We start from the raw sequence: 17,894 nt of genomic DNA, 5'->3' as shown, positions 1-17,894 counted from the left end.
CTTCTCCCTGTAATATTGGTTCGTTGATCGACCAATGTTTTGAAATTGATTGGTGGAAAAGCGCGTCAGTTGACGCGCTTTCCGGTCTCCTTGTCGAACAGATGCGCCGAATTCGCGCGCGGCCTGAGATGAATCTTGTCGCCCGGCGCGACCGGACGACGATCACGGAAGATCGCGATAATGTCCTGGGTGCCGATGCGTGCGACGACCTGAGTCTCCGACCCCATCGGCTCGACCACCACGACCTCGGCCTCGATGCCGTCATCGGCAAATTCGAGATGCTCGGGCCGAATGCCGTAGGTCACCGACTTGTCGTTGGCTGCAGCCGGCGCCGCCGTGATCGGCAGCTTCGCGCCGTTAGCGGTCTCCACCCAGGGCTGGCCACCATTCACCTTCAGCGTGCCTTCGAGAAAATTCATCGCAGGCGATCCGATGAAGCCGGCAACGAACTTGTTCTCGGGGCGATCGTAGAGCTCCAACGGTGCGCCCATCTGCTCGACGATGCCGTCCTGCATCACCACGATCTTGTCGGCCATGGTCATGGCTTCGATCTGGTCATGAGTCACATAGACCGTTGTCGTCTTCAGGCGCTGATGCAGTTCCTTGATCTCGGCGCGCATGGCGACGCGCAGCTTGGCGTCGAGATTCGACAGTGGCTCATCGAACAGGAAGACCTGCGGATCGCGTACAATGGCGCGGCCCATGGCGACGCGCTGACGCTGACCACCCGACAACTGCCGGGGAAAACGCTCGAGCAATCGCCTCAAATCGAGAATATCGGCAGCGCGATTGACCTTCTGATCGATCTCGCTTTTGTCGGCGCCGCGCAGCTTGAGCGAAAAGCCCATATTCTGGGCAACCGTCATATGCGGATAGAGCGCGTAATTCTGGAACACCATGGCGATGTCGCGCTCTTTCGGCTGGACATCATTGACCACGCGATCGCCGATCGAGATCGTCCCGGAGGTGATCTTCTCCAGGCCCGCCAACATGCGCAGCAATGTGGATTTTCCACAGCCGGATGGCCCAACCAGAACCACGAATTGGCCATCCTCGATGGGGACCGACACGCCGTGGAGAACCTCAAAACCGCCAAAAGACTTACGAACGTCGTGAATCTGCACGGACGCCATACATTTCCCTCCCAAATGTCCCATTTTAGAGACGGCGTCCTCCGATTGCCGGAGCCGCCTGTTCTTACTTGTCTGACATCCTACCAGATTTTCTGGCGGCGTGTCGTTGGATCATAGTCGTAGAAAAACTTCGCAGATGCAAACGTTGCGAAGCAGCCAGCGGCGTGCAAACATTCGTGATCAATCAAAAGAGACGACGCACCAGGATATAAAGTGTGCGCTGCGGGAGAAATGATGACCAAGTCGACTTCGTCCACGCCGACTGCGGGGACCTCGCCTGCAAAGGCAACCAAGCGCAAACTTCGTTCGAGCGAATGGTTCAACGATCCCCACAATCCCGGAATGACTGCACTCTATCTTGAGCGCTATCTGAACTACGGCCTGACGCGTCACGAATTGCAGTCCGGCAAGCCGATCATCGGCATTGCGCAGACAGGTAACGACCTGTCGCCCTGCAATCGCCATCATCTCGAACTCGCCAAGCGCGTGCGCGAAGGCATTACCGCCGCCGGCGGTCTGGTGATGGAATTCCCGGTGCATCCGATTCAGGAGACCGGCAAGCGGCCGACTGCGGCGCTTGATCGCAACCTCGCTTATCTCGGTCTTGTGGAAATCCTGTTCGGCTATCCGCTCGATGGCGTCGTCCTCACGACCGGCTGCGACAAGACAACTCCGGCCTGCCTGATGGCAGCGGCTACCGTAAATCTGCCCGCGATCGTGTTGTCCGGAGGTCCGATGTTGAATGGCTGGCACGAAGGCCAACGCACCGGCTCCGGCACCGTGGTGTGGAAATCGCGTGAGCGGCTGGCCGCCGGCGAGATCGGCTACGAAGAATTCATGACGCTGGTCGCGTCCTCGGCGCCGTCGGTCGGCCATTGCAACACCATGGGCACCGCGTCGACGATGAACTCGCTGGCCGAAGCATTGGGCATGTCACTGCCCGGCTGCGCCGCTATCCCGGCGCCCTATCGCGAGCGCGGCCAGATTGCCTATGAGACGGGCAGCCGCATCGTCGACATGGTGTGGGAGGACCTCAAGCCGTCGGACATCCTGACCCGCAAGGCCTTCGAGAACTGCATCGTGGTCAATTCCGCCATTGGCGGTTCGACCAACGCACCGATCCATATCAATGCACTCGCCCGCCATATCGGCGTCGAGCTCGATATCGACGACTGGCAGAAATTCGGCCATGACGTACCGCTGCTGGTCAATATGCAGCCGGCCGGCTTCTATCTCGGCGAGGAATATCACCGCGCCGGTGGTGTGCCCTCTGTGGTGCGCGAGCTGATGAAGCACAAGCGCATCCACGAGGATGTGATCACCGTGAATGGCAAGACGATGGGGGAAAACTGCGCCGCCTCGCCCAAGCCGGACAACGACGTCATCTGGTCCTATGACAAACCGCTGGTGGCTGATGCCGGCTTCCTCGTCCTGCGCGGCAATCTGTTTGATTCCGCGATCATGAAGACCTCGGTGATCTCCAAGGAATTCCGCGATCGCTATCTGATCAATCCGAAGGATCCGAACGCATTTGAAGGCCGCGCCATCGTGTTCGAAGGGCCGGAGGATTATCACCACCGCATCGACGATGCCTCGCTCGACATCGACGAACACTGCATCCTGTTCGTGCGTGGCACCGGCCCGATCGGCTATCCCGGCGGCGCGGAAGTCGTGAACATGCAGCCGCCGGCAGCGCTGATCAAACGCGGCATTCTATCGCTGCCCTGCATCGGCGACGGCCGGCAGTCGGGCACATCCGGCTCGCCGTCGATCCTCAACGCGACGCCTGAAGCGGCAGCCAATGGCGGCCTCGCAATCCTGCAGACGGGCGACAAGGTGCGCATCGATCTCAACAAGGGCTCGGCGAATATCCTGATTTCCGACGAGGAGCTGAAGCGACGTCGCGCCGAACTGATGGCCAATGGCGGATTCAAATATCCGGCCAACCAGACCCCGTGGCAGGAGCTCTATCGCAACACCGTCGGCCAGCAGGCCACCGGCGCATGTCTCGAACTGGCAACGCGCTATCGCGATATCGCCGGCACGGTCGGGACGGCGCGGCATAATCACTAGCAGCCAACGGTGTCATTGCCGGGCTTGACCCAGCAATCCAACTTCCTTCGCAGCAAGATGGATACGCGGGTCAAGCCCGCGTATGACGTCCAAAACAAAAAACGTCTCAGGGAGATTTCACATGTCTGACCGCTTGAAAGGCAAACGCGCCTTCGTCACCGCCGGCGCCGTCGGCATCGGCCGGGCGTGCGCGCTGGCTTTTGCGCGCGAAGGGGCGACGGTGTTCGCCACCGATATCGACGACAAGGGCGTGGCACTGCTGACCAAGGATGGTATCGCCGAGACTGCACGACTCGACGTGCGCGACACGGCTGCCGTCGAAGCGATGGCAAAGAAGGTCGGCGATATCGACATCCTGCTCAACGCCGCCGGCTTCGTGCATCACGGCGCAGCACTGGAATGCTCCGATTCCGACTGGGACTTCTCGTTCGACCTGAACGTCAAATCGATGCATCGGACCATCCGTGCGTTCCTGCCCGGCATGCTTGCGCGCGGCAATGGTGCGATCGTCAACATTTCCTCCGCCGCCGGTGTCTTCAAGGCAGCGCCGAACCGCTACGTCTATGGCGCAACCAAAGCCGCCGTCGCCGCCCTCACCCGTGCTGTGGCCGTCGACTACATCACCAAAGGCATTCGCTGTAACGCGATCTGTCCCGGCACGATCGAAACGCCGTCGATGCTCGACCGCGCCGCAGCCGCAGGCCCGAATGGCCGCGAGCTGTTCGTGAGCCGGCAGCCGATGGGCCGCCTCGGGACCGCCGAGGAGATCGCGTCCCTCGCCGTCTATCTCGCCAGCGACGAGAGCGCCTTCACCACCGGCGTCGCGCACATCATCGACGGCGGCTGGACGCTGTAACCGAGGACATCGCATCATGAACAAGATCGATTTGAACGGCCGCTGCGCCGTGGTCACGGGCGGCGCCCAGGGCTTTGGCCGCGCGATCACTGAACGCTTCGTCGCTTCCGGCGCCAAGGTGGCGATCTGGGATCAGGATATTGACCTAGCCGTAAAAACGGCGAGCGAAATCGGCGACGAAGTGATTGCCCTCAAAGTCGACGTCACCGACGTGGCTTCAATTGATGAAGCTCGCGCTGCGACGCTTCAAGAGTTCGGCAACATCGATATCCTGGTCAACAATGCCGGCATCACCGGCTTCAACAAGCCGGTGTGGGAGATCGATTACGACGATTGGCGTAAGGTGATGCGCATCAATCTCGACGGCCCGTTCCTGTGCTGCAAGGCCGTCGTCCCCGTGATGCTGAAGCAGAATTACGGCCGCATCGTCAACATAGCCTCGATCGCCGGCAAGGAAGGCAATCCGAACGCCTCGCACTATTCGGCATCGAAGGCCGGCCTGATCGCGCTGACCAAGTCGCTCGGCAAGGAACTGGCCGGCCACGAGATCAACGTCAACGCCATCACGCCTGCTGCCGCGAAGACGGCGATCTTCGACCAGATGACGGAACAGCACATCAACTTCATGCTGTCGAAGATTCCGAAAGGACGTTTCGTACTGGTGCAGGAACTGGCCGCGATGGCTGCCTGGCTGGCCTCGGAAGACTGCGCCTTCTCGACAGGCGCGGTCTTCGATATTTCGGGCGGACGAGCGACCTACTAAGTCGCCCTTCTCATCAGCCCTTGCTCTTGACGCGGAAGATCACGGGGACGGTGAAGCTCAGGCCGTCGTCGGCGATCAACGGCGGCGGCGCCGGCAGCGGGTCTGAGCGGCGGACCATGGCAACCGCGGCCTCGTCGAATGCGGCGTCGCCGGAGCCCTTCACGACTCGCACGGCCAGAACCTTGCCGACGCGGTCGATCTCGAAATTCACCGTCACTTCCGCCGTCTTCTGCTGGCGCTCCTGCGGATAGCGCTTGTTCTTTTCGAGATAGGCGCTGAGCTGCTTGGACCAGATTGTCGACAGGCGCTTCTTGTCGGTGCCGATGCCGCCCTGCTGCGCCTGTGCTTTCTCGCCAGCCTTGGAGTCATCGAGCTTCTGCTGTGCGGCGGCCTCCGACGCGACGGATTCTTGCGACGCCTGCTGCTGTTTTTGCGCCTTTTCGGGTGTCTCTTCTTCCGGCTTGGTCGCTTTGCTCTCGGTCACGACCTGATCGGGTTCTTCGCTCTCGTGCGGCGTCTCCTTGGGGAGATCGCTCTGCTTCTCGACAGCCTTCTGCTCCTGAACGGCCGGAGATGCGGTCGAAGCCTCCGAATCCGGGCCCTGCGGAAGATCGGTCGGCTCGACGTCGGGCGACACCATTTCCATCCCGACTTCGATAGCATTGGCGCCAAGGCCGTCGTCGTCCTCTTCCTGCTGCATCTCAAACACAGCCGCAGCGATGCCGCCGACATGCAGCAGCACGGCGACAAGCGCCGCGATCAGCCACAGTCGCCAGGACGACTTTCTATCGAGCTCGGACATAGCGCTTCCGTAACGTCAGGGCTTCGGCGCGTCAGGTGCAGCGGCCGGTGCCGGCGATGCCGCAGCGGCATCCGGAACACCTTCCAGCGCAACAAGCTTGGTCTTCTGATAGCCACCGGCACGCAGCCGTTCCATCACATCGAAGAATTCGCCATAGGGCACCGCGCGATCAACGCGCAGGAAGATCGGTCGATCCTTGTTACCATCGCCCATCGCATCGAGCTGACGCACCAGATCGACGCGCTTGACCATGTTCTCGCCGATCGCGACGGCGAGATCGGGCTTGATGCTCACATAAGTCGGCTTGTCCGGCTTCTTCTGCGGCGTCACCGTGGAGGACGGCAGATTGATCGGCAAGTCCACCGTCGAGAGCGGCGCGGCCACCATGAAGATGATCAGCAGAACCAGAATGACGTCGATGAAGGGGGTGACGTTGATTTCGTGATTTTCACCGAAATCATCATCGTCGTCTGCACCTTCGGAAAGCGACATACCCATGGTTATTCAGCCGCTGCGCGTGCGTGTGAACTCGAATGCGTGCGATCAAGATCGCGTGACAGCAGACGACCGGCGGCGCCCTGCGCACGGCCGACGATTTCCATGTAGGCCTTCGTCACGCGCGAGAAGTGATTGTAGATGATGACCGCCGGGATCGCCGCGACGAGGCCGATGGCGGTCGCCAGCAGCGCTTCGGCGATACCGGGCGCGACGACTGCAAGATTCGTGGTCTGCGATTTCGAGATACCGATGAAGCTGTTCATGATGCCCCACACGGTACCGAACAGTCCGACGAACGGCGACGTTGCGCCAATGGTCGCGAGGATGCCCATACCGGTGCGCACCTTGCGGCCTTCAGCGCGAACGATTTCGCCAAAGCTCGACGCGGCGCGCTCCTTGATGCCTTCATCGCTCGAAATTCCGGCGGACATCCGCCCTTCCCGCATCGCCGCTGCCAAAAAGCGCGACAGGATCGTGCCGCGCTCGCCGAGCGCCATCTGCGCCTCGGACAGCGAACGCGATTCACCGATCTTGCGGAGCGCAGCCTTCAGGCGACGCATGGCCCAGGTCAGTTCCATCATCTTGAAAATGCCGACCGTCCAGGTGACGACCGATGCGAAAGCCAGACCCACCATCACCGCCTTGACGATGATGTCGGCGCCCATGAACATTTTCCAGGGCGACAGATCGTGCTCACCAGTCGCGACCATCGGCCTGGGCGCGGCCTCCACCACCGGGCTAGCAAGAGCTGTCGAAGCGGCCGGGCTCGCCGCTGGGCTGCTCGGCTGAGCAGTTACCGGGGCCGGCGCCGCAGCGGGAGCTGCCTGAGTAACCACAGGCGCCACGGGCTTTGCAGCCTGCTGCGCAATGATTGGCGAAGCAAATGCGACCACTGCCAGCACAGCCAGCGACTTAAGAACAGTTCTAAACAAGCTTATACCTCGGCCCAGTAGCGGATGAGATTATGATAGATGCCCGTTAATTTGACCGTTTCTGGGTCGTCTCTTCCGAGACGTTCAACTAGGCTCTGAATCGCGCTGTCGAGATCGAAGATCATGCTGCGCGCATGAGCATCACGTATCATGCTCTGTAGCCAGAAAAAAGACGCTACGCGCATACCTGCCCTTAGAGGCGTTACAAGGTGCAAACTGGAAGCAGGATAAAGTACGAGATGACCGGCCGGCAGCTTCACCTCGTGTGAGCCGTAATTGTCTTCAATAACAAGCTCACCGCCTTCATATTCCTCGGGCTCGGAGAGGAACAATGTGACTGAGAGGTCGGTGCGGATACGCATGCCAGTGAGATGATCGCCGCGCACCGCATTGTCGACATGCACGCCGAAGTGATGTCCATCCGACGAGACGTAACGATTGAATAGCGGCGGAAGGATATGCAGCGGAATTGCCGCAGATAAAAACCGCGGGTTCGATATCAGTGCCGAGATGATGCGATTGCCGAGCGCGCGGGCAACCTCGCTATCCGGCGGCAGTTGCTCATTTCGTTTGACCAGTGCCGATTGCGCGCCGGCAGTCGAGCGACCGTCCTCCCAACCGGCCGCATCCATGATGCGGCGGAACTCCGCCACATCACTCTTGCTCAGAACATCAGGGATGCAGATTAGCATCCCCTAGAACTTGCCGCTCAGAACAAGTGTTCCCGACCGGCCCGGCGCCACCAGCACAAACGGTGCCGCGCTGTTGTAGAAGCCGTCATAGTAAAGCTTGTTGGTCAGGTTGTTGACGAACAGCTTGAGGGTGATGTTCTGGTCGATCTTCTTCTCGACGAACATGTCGAAGCGCCAGAATTCCGGCAGGACCGTCGTTGTGGTCGTGTACAGGATGCCGCCAGTCCGCTGCGACTGATAGGTCGCCTGCCCGCCCAGCTCCCAGCCGTAATCGAACTTGTACTTGGTCATCAGGTTGAACGACTGATGTGCAATGTTGGCGAGATCGCGCCCGATGAAAGCAGGCGTTGCCGAGTTCAGCACCTTGGATTCCATCAGAACCAGACCGCCGAATACGCTCCAGCGATCGGTGATCTTGCCGGCAACGCCGAGATCGATGCCGCGGATTCTGTATGATGCGCCAGCCACGACCTGCGTAGCACCGGCAACGGTCAGCTGCTCACGCGCATTGCTCTTGGTGGTCTCGAACAGAGCGCCTGTCAGCAACAAATGGCGATCGAACAGTTCCCACTTGGTACCGACTTCCGCAGACTTGTTCTTCTCCGGCGCGAACACCTGATTATAGGCGCCCGTGAGGTTGAAGCCGCCATAGCGCGCGTCGGTGCCGTCCAGTTCCGCACCGACCGGGTTGGTCGACGTAGCATAGGCCACATAAACACTGCCATAGGGCAGCGGCTTCAACGTCAGGCCGACATTCCAATTCACATTGCCGCTATCGGCCTTTTGCGGGAATGTGGTGGTGGTCGCAAACGGCTTGCCCGCGCTGACGCTGTAATCGTCGTAGCGGATGCCGGTGTTCAGATAGACGATGTCGTTGTAGTTCGCCGTGTTGATGGCGTAGCCCGCATTGGTGTCGACCTTGATCACCGTTGGGTTGTTGGCCCGCGTGGGCTGCGCAAAAGCCGAATAGGTCAGATACGGATTGTTGATCGGAACGATCACCGAGCCGATGCTCGTGCTTCCACCCGGCAGCGACTCCGTCGTCAGGCCCGTAAAGGTGTCAATGTCGACCTTTTCGCGCGAGATTTCGGCGCCAACGATGGTCGTGTGCCTGATCGGGCCGGTGTCGAATTTGAACTTCAAATCTGACTGGTTGGCGATCGTATCCGTCGTCTGATAGCGGCTGACGGCGTTGAGCTGCACCAAACCGTAGCCGGCAGGATCGGGAGAATAGCCGGGAATGCCGGCGCGGGGCGCTTCCGGCAAGGTGCCGACATAGGCCAGGGTCGAGCGTTCCAACCGCATCTTGTTGCTGAAGGTGACATCCGGCGTCAGCGCGACTTCGGTGTTCAGCGAGCCGATATCCTGACGTGCATGCTGGAAATCGCGTTTGGCGAAGCCATAGTAGTTGTTGCGGTTCGCGATGCCGGTTTCCGTTGATGGCTTGTTGGCCGCGCGGTCCCATGGAATACCAAAATCCGGAATCGAATTGAGATCGGTGTGGATGTAGTTGGCCGTGACCTTCACGGCATCGACCGGCGTCCACTTGATGGCCGCGAAGCCTCCCCAGCGATCGTCAGTCGTGGTGTTGCGGCCAGCAACATTGGCGTCCTGGAACAGGCCGCCGGCGCGCACCGCGACCGTCGGACTCAGAACCTGATTGGCGTCGATGGTCACGCGCTTGGTGGCATCGGTGCCGAAGGCGGTATCGATATTGGTGAAATTCCTGTCGCCTGCCTGTTTGGTGACAATGTTGATCGCACCGCCGGCAGTGCCGCGTCCGGCGAAGGACGATGCCGGTCCGCGCAGAATCTCGACCTGTTTGGTGAAGAAGTTTTCACGAATGCTGACGGCCGGATCGCGGATACCGTCAACGAACACGTCATTGCGGGCATCGAAGCCGCGAATGAAGAAGCGATCGCCGAAAGCATTGCCGCCCTCTCCAGTTCCGAGCGTCACGCCGGCTGTCGAACGGACGGCATCGCGCAGCGACGTCGCGTTCTTGTCCTCGAGAACTTCCCTGGTGAGCACCGTGACGGTGCGCGGCGTATCCAGCAGCTTCTCGGTGAATTTTCCGCCCGCAAGCCGATCGCCTTTATAGGGCGCGGAGGGATCAGCATAAGGATCAGCGGCAAGTCCGCCGGCATTCGGAAATGGTACGGGTGCGACTGGCACCGGTTGAGCCCGCCGGGCTGCGCGACGCAGCGCAGTGCGCGCGCGAATCTGGTCCGGAGTTGGCTTCGATGCCGCCGGCCGGGGCCGGGCAACCGGGGCTTCCACGGTGACCGGCGGAAGGGTGGATTGCTGCGCCTCGGCACCGCTGAACGACGCAACCGCGATAAGACCAGCAACCGCAGTCACCTTGCGGCCAGAATAGGGATCGGCGCCCTCGCCGGCCCGAACCTCAGAAACAGCACGCAAAGACCGCGGCATTTTCGCCGTACCCATCGAATCCCCCCAAAACTGCGACGCTAGGACGCATCAAGTGCGATAATTTGTCCCATGGACGTAGTCGGCGGGAGAACGGGTGGTCAACGCAATTGGGCGAAATTGCAGGGGGCATATGTTTGAATATGTCTAGATTGGTCGCGGCAGCTACCTGAAGGTAATATGAAACGCCCGCCCTACTCGCTGCTCGGTGGCTTCATCAGCGAGAACATCTCGTCGATGGTCTGCAGCGCCGACTGCCTCACCCGATCCGTATTCTCCATGCCGGCGATGTTGATGCCTCGCACGACGGCTTTGATCTCGTCCCGATAGTCGGTCAGGAAGCGCAGCGGATCCGGCGAGTCATTGGCGACCCGCGCGATCAATCCGGTAATCAAAATCTGACAGGCGATCATCCGCCCATTCAACTCGTCCATGTCTCGCTCCGGATCGATTACATTTGCAGGCCGCGATGTCGGCTTCGACGAGGCTATGGCGGATACGACGCGCAGTTACAACGCCAGGCGCTTCTCACCGCACCGATGGATTGTCCAAGACGCCGCACAAAATGGAGCTCAGCGTACCCTCGGAACGATGCGAGAGATCAGGCGTCACCAACAGCGAACATGAAGATTTGGCAATGAAGCACGCGTTCAAGCGGTCGTGTGTTTACAGCATTTGAGTCGAGACCTAGCTGATCAGGAGCCGCCCAAGCGGGCGCGCATTGGACGCGCATGTCCGCGTCAGTGGCTGCCAAGAGATTGATGAGATCACCATGCCAACGCTTACCCGTTTTCGATGGACTGGGCTGATCGTTCTGGCGCTGCTTGCCGCCGGCGGAACCATCGCATGGCGTCATTACGAGACTACCGGAGCACAGCAGGCGAATGCCGACAAACCGCGCGGCCCTGCCCCCGTCCCGGTGAAAATTGCATCTGTCGAAAAAGCTGATTTCCCCGTTTATCTCGGCGGTTTGGGCACAGTGCAGGGTTTCAACACCGTGGTAGTGCGGACCCGCGTCGATGGTGAGATCGACACAATCGCTTTCATCGAAGGACAGATCGTCAAGGAGGGTGACCTGCTCGCACAGATCGATCCGCGCCCGTTCCAGGCAGCGCTCGATCAGGCCAAGGCCAAAAAGGCGCAGGACGAAGCCAATCTCGCGAATGCCAATCTGGATCTGCAGCGCTTCACCAAACTCGGCGAATTCGCGACACGGCAACAGACAGACACACAACGCTCCACCGTGCAGCAGCTGAGCGCGCAGATCGCTGCCGATGATGCCGCGATCTCGAATGCGCAGACCCAACTCGCTTACACCACGATCAAGGCGCCGATCTCCGGCCGCGTCGGCTTCCGTCAGGTCGACAAGGGCAACATCGTCAACGCTGCCACCCAGACCGGCATCGTCACCATTGCGCAGATCGAGCCGATCGCCGTGATCTTCACCGCGCCTGAACAGAACCTCATCGACATCAGCCAGTCGCTCGCGGAACATCCGCTCAAGGTGATCGCGCTGACGACTGACGGAAAGCGAGTGCTTTCGGAAGGCACGCTCTCAGTCATCAATAATCAGGTGGATACGACCAGCGGCACCATCAGGCTGAAGGCGGTGTTCGACAATAAGGACCACGTGCTGTGGCCCGGCCTCTCGGTCTCGACACGGCTTCTGGTGACCACGTTGAAGGATGCGACTGTCATTCCCGACGACGCCGTTCAGCATGGGGCCGACGGGCTCTATGCCTTTGCGGTCGGCGCTGACAACAAAGCCGAGCTGAAGAAAATCAAGGTCGGCCGTTCCATCGATGGCCGCACCGTGGTCGAAGACGGGCTGAGCGCCGGCGAGCGCGTCATCGTCGCCGGGCAATATAAAGTGCAGCCGGGCGCGCTGGTGGCGACGTCAGTCGCAACATCCGCAGCCACTCCGGCGAAAGGCGAATAGCCATGAACGGAGGAATTTCAGCACCGTTCATTCGCTATCCGATCGCAACGTCATTGCTGATGGCCGGCATCCTGTTCGTCGGCCTGGTCTCCTATCCCCAGCTTCCCGTAGCGCCTTTGCCGCAGGTCGACTTCCCGACCATCCAGGTCGCCGCCACCCTGCCCGGCGCCAGTCCCGAGACCATGGCATCCTCGGTGGCGCAGCCGCTGGAGCGACAGCTCGCGCAGATCCCCGGCGTGGCGCAGATGACCTCCACGAGTTCGCTCGGCACATCCGCGGTCACGATCCAGTTCGATCTCAACCGCTCGATCGACGGCGCCGCCAATGACGTGCAAGCCGCGATCAATGCCGCCGGCGGGCAATTGCCGAAGACGCTTCCGAGCCCGCCCACCTATCGCAAGGTCAACCCGGCGGACTCGCCGATCATGCTGCTGTCGGCGACATCGGATACGCTCCCCATTACGACGGTCAGCGACAGTGTCGATGCGCAACTGGCGCAGCAGATCAGCCAGATCTCCGGCGTCGCCCAGGTTACGATCGGCGGCCAGCAAAAGCCGGCGATCCGCATCCAGATCGATCCCGCCAAGCTGGTCGCCAAGGGGCTGCAACTCGAAGACATCCGCAGCCAGATCGCGATCACCACTGTCGACAGCCCGAAAGGCAATATCGACGGCGCGACTCGCAGTTACACGATCTACGCCAACGACCAGTTGCCGGAATCGAAAGACTGGAACGACGTCATCATCGCCTACCGCAATGGCGGCCCGCTGCGGGTCAGGGATATCGGCACGGCGGTGACGGGTCCCGAAGACGCCAAGCAGGCGGCCTGGGCTAACGGCAAGCGCGGCGTGTTTCTGGTGATTTTCAAGCAACCCGGCGCCAACGTCATCGACACCGTCGACAAGATCAAGGCCGAGCTGCCGCGTCTGGTCGCCGCGATCCCGCCGACCGTGAAGATCGAGGTCCTCAGCGATCGTACGCAGACCATCCGCGCCGCCGTGCAGGATGTCCAGTTCACACTGCTGCTGACCATTGCCCTCGTCGTGATGGTGATCTTCGTCTTCCTGCGCAGCGTCTGGGCCACCGTCATTCCCAGCGTGACCGTACCGCTCGCATTGCTCGGCGCCTGCGCGCTGATGTGGGTGTTCGGCTATACGCTCGACAATCTGTCGCTGATGGCGCTGACCATCTCGGTCGGCTTTGTGGTCGACGACGCCATCGTGATGCTGGAAAACATCACGCGCTATATCGAGGAAGGCGAGACACCGATGGCTGCCGCGCTGAAAGGCGCCGGTGAGATCGGCTTCACCATCGTCTCGATATCAGTCTCGCTGGTCGCGGTGCTGATCCCGCTGCTGCTGATGGGCGGCATCATCGGCCGCCTGTTCCGCGAATTCGCTGTGACACTGACCATGACGATTTTCGTCTCGCTGGTGGTGTCGCTGACGCTGACCCCGATGATGGCCTCGCGCTTCCTGCGCGAGGAGAAACACGCCAAGCATGGCCGGCTCTATCAGCTCAGCGAGAACGCCTTCGACGCTCTGCTGCGCGCCTATGAGCGCGGCCTCGACCTCGTGCTGCGCTGGCGCCTGACGACGCTGATGGTGTTCTTCGCCACGCTCGTCCTGTCGGTCTATCTGTTCATGATTATCCCGAAGGGCTTCTTCCCGCAGCAGGACACCGGCTTGATCACTGCATCCTCCGAAGCGGCGCAGGATATTTCCTTCGCCGACATGAAGATACATCAGGAAGAACTCGGCAAGATCGTGCAGGCCGATCCCGACGTCGCCAGCGTGGCCATGTCGATCGGCGGCAGCGGCGGAGCGCTGAATACGGGACGCATGTTCATCACGCTGAAGCCGCGCGACGAGCGCTCTGCCAGCGCGCAGCAGATCATCACGCGGCTGCGGCCGCAGCTGGAAAAGATCCAGGGCGCCCGCCTGTTCATGCAGGCGGCGCAGGATATCCGGCTTGGCGGCCGCGCCACCCGTACCCAGTTCGAATACACGCTGCAGGACGCCAATCTGACCGAACTGAACGAGTGGGCGCCGAAAATTCTGGCCAAGATGCAGACGCTGCCGGAGCTGCGCGACGTCGCCACCGACCAGCAGACCAAGGGCACGACACTGACGCTGACCATCGATCGCGACAACGCCTCGCGCTACGGCATCCAGCCGCAGCTGATCGACGATACTCTGTATGATGCGTTCGGCCAGCGGCAGGTCGCCCAGTACTTCACGCAGTTGAACAGCTATCACGTCATTCTCGAGATATTGCCCGAGATGCAAGGCAAGCTGGATTCACTCGACAAGATCTATATCAAGTCGCCGACGACAAGCGACATGGTACCGCTGTCGGCCTTTGCCAAATGGACGACGGTGCCGGTGCGGCCGCTCTCGATCAGCCATCAAGGCCAATTCCCGGCGATCACCATCAGCTTCAATCTGGCGCAGGGCGTTGCCCTTGGACAGGCGACCGATGCCGTACAGGCTGCCATGCAGGATATCGGCGCGCCGTCGACCCTGCGCGGCACCTTCCAGGGCACGGCGCAGGCGTTCCAGCAATCGCTATCGACAGTGCCGCTGCTGATCCTCGCCGCACTGGTCGTGGTCTATCTGATCCTCGGTATTCTCTATGAGAGCTACATCCACCCTCTGACGATCCTGTCCACCCTGCCCTCGGCGGGCGTCGGCGCGCTGGCGATCCTGATGGCGTTCGGTTTCGATTTCAGTCTGATCGCGCTGATCGGCATCGTGCTGCTGATCGGCATCGTCAAGAAGAACGGCATCATGCTGGTGGACTTCGCCATCGCCGCCGAGCGCGATGAGCATCTCGAGCCGGAGGAAGCCATCCGCAAGGCCGCCCTCCTGCGTTTTCGCCCGATCATGATGACGACCATGGCGGCGCTGCTCGGCGGCGTGCCGCTGATGCTCGGCACTGGCACCGGTTCTGAAATCCGCCAGCCGCTCGGCTATGCGATGGTCGGCGGCCTCATCGTCAGCCAGGCACTGACGCTGTTCACCACGCCGGTGGTCTATGTCTATCTCGACAAGCTTTCCAACATTATGTCGGGCTGGGGACGATCGAAACGCGACGACGATAACCGGTCGGACAAGCAGATGCTGGCGAAACAGGCCGCCGAATAGCGCAACGGCGCGCTATGCGACCTCTTCGATCCTGGTGCCGACATAGACCGTGTTGGACACTTCCTCGTCGGCGTTCAGATTGTCGAAGGCCACGACATGTGCGGTCACCGCGCCGAACACACTTTCCATCACCGCTGTGAAGGCAGTATCCGGCGGATCGTTCGACCACAGCGCAAACACGCCACCGGGCTTGAGGTGCTCCGACAGACGCTGCAGCCCGGCCGCCGTATAGAGCACGGCATGGCTCGGATGCAGCAGATTGTCCGGCGCGTGGTCGATATCGACCAGTATCGCATCGAAGCGACGACCGGATGCATCGGGATCGAGATGACCACCGGTCGAGGTCGCCATCTTGAAGAAATCGCCATGGACGAGACGGCAGCGCCCGTCCGCCGACAATTCGCGGCCGATCGGGATCAGGCCGGCCTGGTGCCACTCGATCACTTCAGGCAATGCATCGATGACAACGAGTGACCCCACCTTCTCGTGTGCGAGAGCCGCCTGCGCCGTGTAGCCCAGACCGAGGCCGCCAACGACGACGTCCAGCCCGCTGCCGGTTAGTGACGCCAGACCGATATCCGCCAGCGCGATCTCGGCAGCCGTGAATGCGCTCGACATCAAAAATTCATCGCCGAGCTTGATTTCAAAGATATCAGTATCGGTCCCCGGCTTCCGCCGACGTCGCAGGGTCAGGACACCCATCGGCGTCGGGCGATAATCCAGTTCTTCGAACATCATGCTCATATCCAACCATGCACACGGTGCGTGCAATGCGGCAACAACGAAATGCCCCAGGTGTGCAAATCTGGACAGACACCTCCGGCGAAACGGATAAACACTTGGCGTCGTCGACGATTCGTCGCGTCACGGTTGCGTGTTGCGTGGAGGGTGACTGCAGGCTCACTCCAGCGCGCGGGGGCGCCGCCATGAAACGCATTCTGGTCGTCGACGACGACCCGCTCGTGTCCATGTCCATTAGGCTGACACTGGAACGCGAGGGCTTCGAAACCGTCTCGGCCGATGGTGGCGAGATCGGTCTATTGGCGTTGGAAGATACACGCTTCGATGTGATGATCGTCGATATCTTCATGCCGCAAATGCGCGGGTTCGAATCCGTGCGCGCGTTTCATCAGCGTAGGCCACGCGTGCCGCTGATCGCGATCTCCGGCTATACCTTCGCGCAATTCACTGCACCGGCACCCGATTTCCTGCGCATGGTGATTGAGCTTGGCGCCACAAGCTGCCTGCGCAAACCCTTCTCCGCCGCGGCCCTGATCGCAGCCGTCCGCGAGTGCCTTGCCGACACACAAGCGCCGCAGACACTGATGACCGATGACTGATGATCAGGCGTCAGCCATATCGCCGTGATCGCTCTTCGCCGGCGATTTCTTCTTGCTACCTTTGGTGTTCAGGAAGCGAATATCGATCTGCGCACCGTTCACTTTGACCAACTCGCAGCGGCGATAGGCAAGTCCGGTCGATGACAGCAGCAGGAAGAACTCTTTCAGATTGAGGCCCTCGATGGACGTCTCGAGTATCAACTCGGCGTCGTGACTCGACACAGCCTTCAACACGCAACTGCGCCGCCATGTGCCGTCGATGGCCATGATCCAGACATTGTAGCCGCGCCCGAAAATGACGCGCCCATTGGTTGCAACTTCTTCTGCCATGACCGCTCCTACGCCCTTATACTGGCGGAAGACGTCTTCAGTCCGGCACCCATGCCGGGCACGATCGATAGCGACACCTGCACACCCACCGGCAGATAGACACCGCGGCGATTGGGACAAACCTGATAGCGGTCGGTGAGACCGATCACGGTCTCGGCTGCGCCCAGAAACAGATAGCCGTCAGCCTCGCTGGATTTTGCCAGCCTGCCGAAGATGTCGGTCTTGGTGGCCTGATCGAAATAGATCAGGACATTGCGGCAGAAGATGACGTCGAACTTGCCGAGATGCGCGTAGTCCTGCAGCAGGTTGAACTGCTTGAACTGAACCATCGCACGGATGTCGGCATTGAGCTGCCACGTCGTGCCGGTCTGCTTGAAGTATTTCACCAGCAACTGGATCGGCAAGCCGCGCTGCACCTCGAACTGGGTGTAGACGCCGGTGCGCGATTTCTCGAGCACTTCGGGCGACAGATCCGTGGCCACGATCTCGACGCGCCACCCCGTCAGCGCGGCGCCGAATTCCTTCATGATCATGGCGAGCGAATATGGCTCCTGCCCGGTCGAGCCGGCGGCGCACCAAATCCGCAGGCTGCGCTTGCCAGCGCGCGCCTTGATCAGCTCGGGAATGACCGTGTTCTGAAAATGCTCGAACGGTGTCTTGTCGCGAAAGAAGAAGGTCTCGTTGGTGGTCATGGCTTCGACCACATCCGAGATCATTGGCTCGGAGCCGGCTTTCATCTTCTGAACGAGTTCGCTGATCCCGGCGACACCGGCCTTACGCGCCAGCGGCATCAATCTGCTTTCGAGCAGGTACTTCTTGTCGGCCGACAGCACCAGTCCGGAACGATCTTTCAGGATCTTCTGCAAGTACTCATAATCGATAGGGGTCATGGTCTCTTTCTAAGACGCAACGCTGGTCCAAATGACTTGCAGCGACGACAGTATGCCGCTCCGTGCAAAA

16 protein-coding genes are annotated in these 17,894 nt (G+C 60.7%); 6 read left to right on the top strand and 10 right to left on the bottom strand.

Annotated elements, in window-relative coordinates; all coding sequences use genetic code 11:
- Positions 1-65: 65 nt before the first annotated feature.
- Positions 66-1,133 carry an ABC transporter ATP-binding protein gene (locus A4A58_RS06430; RefSeq protein ID WP_068730629.1) on the bottom strand — a complete coding sequence of 356 codons (1,068 nt, stop codon included), beginning with the start codon at positions 1,131-1,133 and terminating at the stop codon, positions 66-68.
- Positions 1,134-1,367: 234 nt separating this feature from the next.
- On the opposite strand from A4A58_RS06430, the gene A4A58_RS06425 reads away from it, so the two are divergent.
- From A4A58_RS06425 to A4A58_RS06415, 3 genes are all read left to right on the top strand, one after another.
- On the top strand, positions 1,368-3,206 hold the full coding sequence (locus tag A4A58_RS06425) for an IlvD/Edd family dehydratase (protein WP_068730628.1): 1,839 nt from the start codon (positions 1,368-1,370) through the stop codon (positions 3,204-3,206).
- Between the two features lie 121 nt (positions 3,207-3,327).
- The gene (locus A4A58_RS06420) at positions 3,328-4,062 is read left to right on the top strand and encodes an SDR family oxidoreductase (RefSeq protein ID WP_068730627.1); all 735 of its coding nucleotides are present in this window, start codon (positions 3,328-3,330) and stop codon (positions 4,060-4,062) included.
- 16 nt (positions 4,063-4,078) lie between these two features.
- A complete protein-coding gene (locus tag A4A58_RS06415) occupies positions 4,079-4,825 on the top strand; it encodes an SDR family NAD(P)-dependent oxidoreductase (RefSeq protein ID WP_068730626.1) in 747 nt (248 codons plus the stop codon).
- A gap of 13 nt (positions 4,826-4,838) precedes the next feature.
- On the opposite strand, the gene A4A58_RS06410 is transcribed toward A4A58_RS06415, so the two are convergent.
- The 6 genes from A4A58_RS06410 to A4A58_RS06385 form a co-directional block, all read right to left on the bottom strand.
- A complete protein-coding gene (locus A4A58_RS06410; RefSeq protein WP_068730625.1) occupies positions 4,839-5,627 on the bottom strand; it encodes an energy transducer TonB family protein in 789 nt (262 codons plus the stop codon).
- Between the two features lie 15 nt (positions 5,628-5,642).
- Complete coding sequence (gene exbD / locus A4A58_RS06405; RefSeq protein WP_068730624.1) at positions 5,643-6,125, bottom strand: TonB system transport protein ExbD; 483 nt, start codon at positions 6,123-6,125, stop codon at positions 5,643-5,645.
- A 2-nt stretch (positions 6,126-6,127) separates the two neighbouring features.
- Complete coding sequence (gene exbB / locus A4A58_RS06400) at positions 6,128-7,057, bottom strand: tonB-system energizer ExbB (RefSeq protein WP_081421754.1); 930 nt, start codon at positions 7,055-7,057, stop codon at positions 6,128-6,130.
- A gap of 2 nt (positions 7,058-7,059) precedes the next feature.
- A complete protein-coding gene (locus tag A4A58_RS06395; RefSeq protein WP_068730622.1) occupies positions 7,060-7,749 on the bottom strand; it encodes a Fe2+-dependent dioxygenase in 690 nt (229 codons plus the stop codon).
- Between the two features lie 3 nt (positions 7,750-7,752).
- Positions 7,753-10,197 (bottom strand): TonB-dependent receptor, encoded by a 2,445-nt coding sequence (locus A4A58_RS06390; RefSeq protein WP_068730621.1) that lies wholly within the window; start codon positions 10,195-10,197, stop codon positions 7,753-7,755.
- A 176-nt stretch (positions 10,198-10,373) separates the two neighbouring features.
- The gene (locus A4A58_RS06385) at positions 10,374-10,613 is read right to left on the bottom strand and encodes a hypothetical protein (RefSeq protein WP_068730620.1); all 240 of its coding nucleotides are present in this window, start codon (positions 10,611-10,613) and stop codon (positions 10,374-10,376) included.
- A gap of 338 nt (positions 10,614-10,951) precedes the next feature.
- On the opposite strand from A4A58_RS06385, the gene A4A58_RS06380 reads away from it, so the two are divergent.
- Positions 10,952-12,118 carry an efflux RND transporter periplasmic adaptor subunit gene (locus tag A4A58_RS06380; RefSeq protein ID WP_068730735.1) on the top strand — a complete coding sequence of 389 codons (1,167 nt, stop codon included), beginning with the start codon at positions 10,952-10,954 and terminating at the stop codon, positions 12,116-12,118.
- A gap of 2 nt (positions 12,119-12,120) precedes the next feature.
- Positions 12,121-15,264 (top strand): multidrug efflux RND transporter permease subunit, encoded by a 3,144-nt coding sequence (locus A4A58_RS06375; protein ID WP_068730619.1) that lies wholly within the window; start codon positions 12,121-12,123, stop codon positions 15,262-15,264.
- 12 nt (positions 15,265-15,276) lie between these two features.
- On the opposite strand, the gene A4A58_RS06370 is transcribed toward A4A58_RS06375, so the two are convergent.
- A complete protein-coding gene (locus tag A4A58_RS06370; RefSeq protein ID WP_204378168.1) occupies positions 15,277-16,002 on the bottom strand; it encodes a spermidine synthase in 726 nt (241 codons plus the stop codon).
- 188 nt (positions 16,003-16,190) lie between these two features.
- Here A4A58_RS06370 and A4A58_RS06365 point away from each other — a divergent pair, with 188 nt between their 5' ends.
- Positions 16,191-16,604, top strand: coding sequence for a response regulator (locus A4A58_RS06365; protein WP_068730617.1), 414 nt, complete (start codon positions 16,191-16,193; stop codon positions 16,602-16,604).
- Positions 16,605-16,607: 3 nt separating this feature from the next.
- Here the strand turns inward: A4A58_RS06365 and A4A58_RS06360 are convergent, their stop codons facing one another.
- Both A4A58_RS06360 and A4A58_RS06355 read right to left on the bottom strand, forming a co-directional pair.
- A complete protein-coding gene (locus tag A4A58_RS06360) occupies positions 16,608-16,934 on the bottom strand; it encodes a pilus assembly protein PilZ (RefSeq protein WP_068730616.1) in 327 nt (108 codons plus the stop codon).
- Between the two features lie 8 nt (positions 16,935-16,942).
- Positions 16,943-17,824, bottom strand: a complete 882-nt coding sequence (locus A4A58_RS06355; RefSeq protein WP_068730615.1) for a CheR family methyltransferase — start codon at positions 17,822-17,824, stop codon at positions 16,943-16,945.
- Between the last annotated feature and the right edge of the window lie 70 nt (positions 17,825-17,894).

It is taken from the genome of Tardiphaga robiniae, from assembly GCF_001618955.1.
GTDB classification, from domain to species: domain Bacteria; phylum Pseudomonadota; class Alphaproteobacteria; order Rhizobiales; family Xanthobacteraceae; genus Tardiphaga; species Tardiphaga robiniae_A.
Note: the sequence above shows the minus strand (reverse complement) of the source record. Positions and strands in the feature narration are given on the sequence as shown.

Coding starts and splice junctions, on each gene's coding strand:
- A4A58_RS06395 (WP_068730622.1), bottom strand. CDS start 7,749: ATGCTAATCTGCATCCCTGATGTTCTGAGCAAGAGTGATGTGGCGGAG.
- A4A58_RS06420 (WP_068730627.1), top strand. CDS start 3,328: ATGTCTGACCGCTTGAAAGGCAAACGCGCCTTCGTCACCGCCGGCGCC.
- A4A58_RS06365 (WP_068730617.1), top strand. CDS start 16,191: ATGAAACGCATTCTGGTCGTCGACGACGACCCGCTCGTGTCCATGTCC.
- A4A58_RS06355 (WP_068730615.1), bottom strand. CDS start 17,824: ATGACCCCTATCGATTATGAGTACTTGCAGAAGATCCTGAAAGATCGT.
- A4A58_RS06385 (WP_068730620.1), bottom strand. CDS start 10,613: ATGGACGAGTTGAATGGGCGGATGATCGCCTGTCAGATTTTGATTACC.
- A4A58_RS06415 (WP_068730626.1), top strand. CDS start 4,079: ATGAACAAGATCGATTTGAACGGCCGCTGCGCCGTGGTCACGGGCGGC.
- A4A58_RS06360 (WP_068730616.1), bottom strand. CDS start 16,934: ATGGCAGAAGAAGTTGCAACCAATGGGCGCGTCATTTTCGGGCGCGGC.
- A4A58_RS06380 (WP_068730735.1), top strand. CDS start 10,952: ATGCCAACGCTTACCCGTTTTCGATGGACTGGGCTGATCGTTCTGGCG.
- A4A58_RS06370 (WP_204378168.1), bottom strand. CDS start 16,002: ATGATGTTCGAAGAACTGGATTATCGCCCGACGCCGATGGGTGTCCTG.
- A4A58_RS06410 (WP_068730625.1), bottom strand. CDS start 5,627: ATGTCCGAGCTCGATAGAAAGTCGTCCTGGCGACTGTGGCTGATCGCG.
- A4A58_RS06390 (WP_068730621.1), bottom strand. CDS start 10,197: ATGGGTACGGCGAAAATGCCGCGGTCTTTGCGTGCTGTTTCTGAGGTT.
- A4A58_RS06425 (WP_068730628.1), top strand. CDS start 1,368: ATGACCAAGTCGACTTCGTCCACGCCGACTGCGGGGACCTCGCCTGCA.
- A4A58_RS06430 (WP_068730629.1), bottom strand. CDS start 1,133: ATGGCGTCCGTGCAGATTCACGACGTTCGTAAGTCTTTTGGCGGTTTT.
- exbD (WP_068730624.1), bottom strand. CDS start 6,125: ATGGGTATGTCGCTTTCCGAAGGTGCAGACGACGATGATGATTTCGGT.
- A4A58_RS06375 (WP_068730619.1), top strand. CDS start 12,121: ATGAACGGAGGAATTTCAGCACCGTTCATTCGCTATCCGATCGCAACG.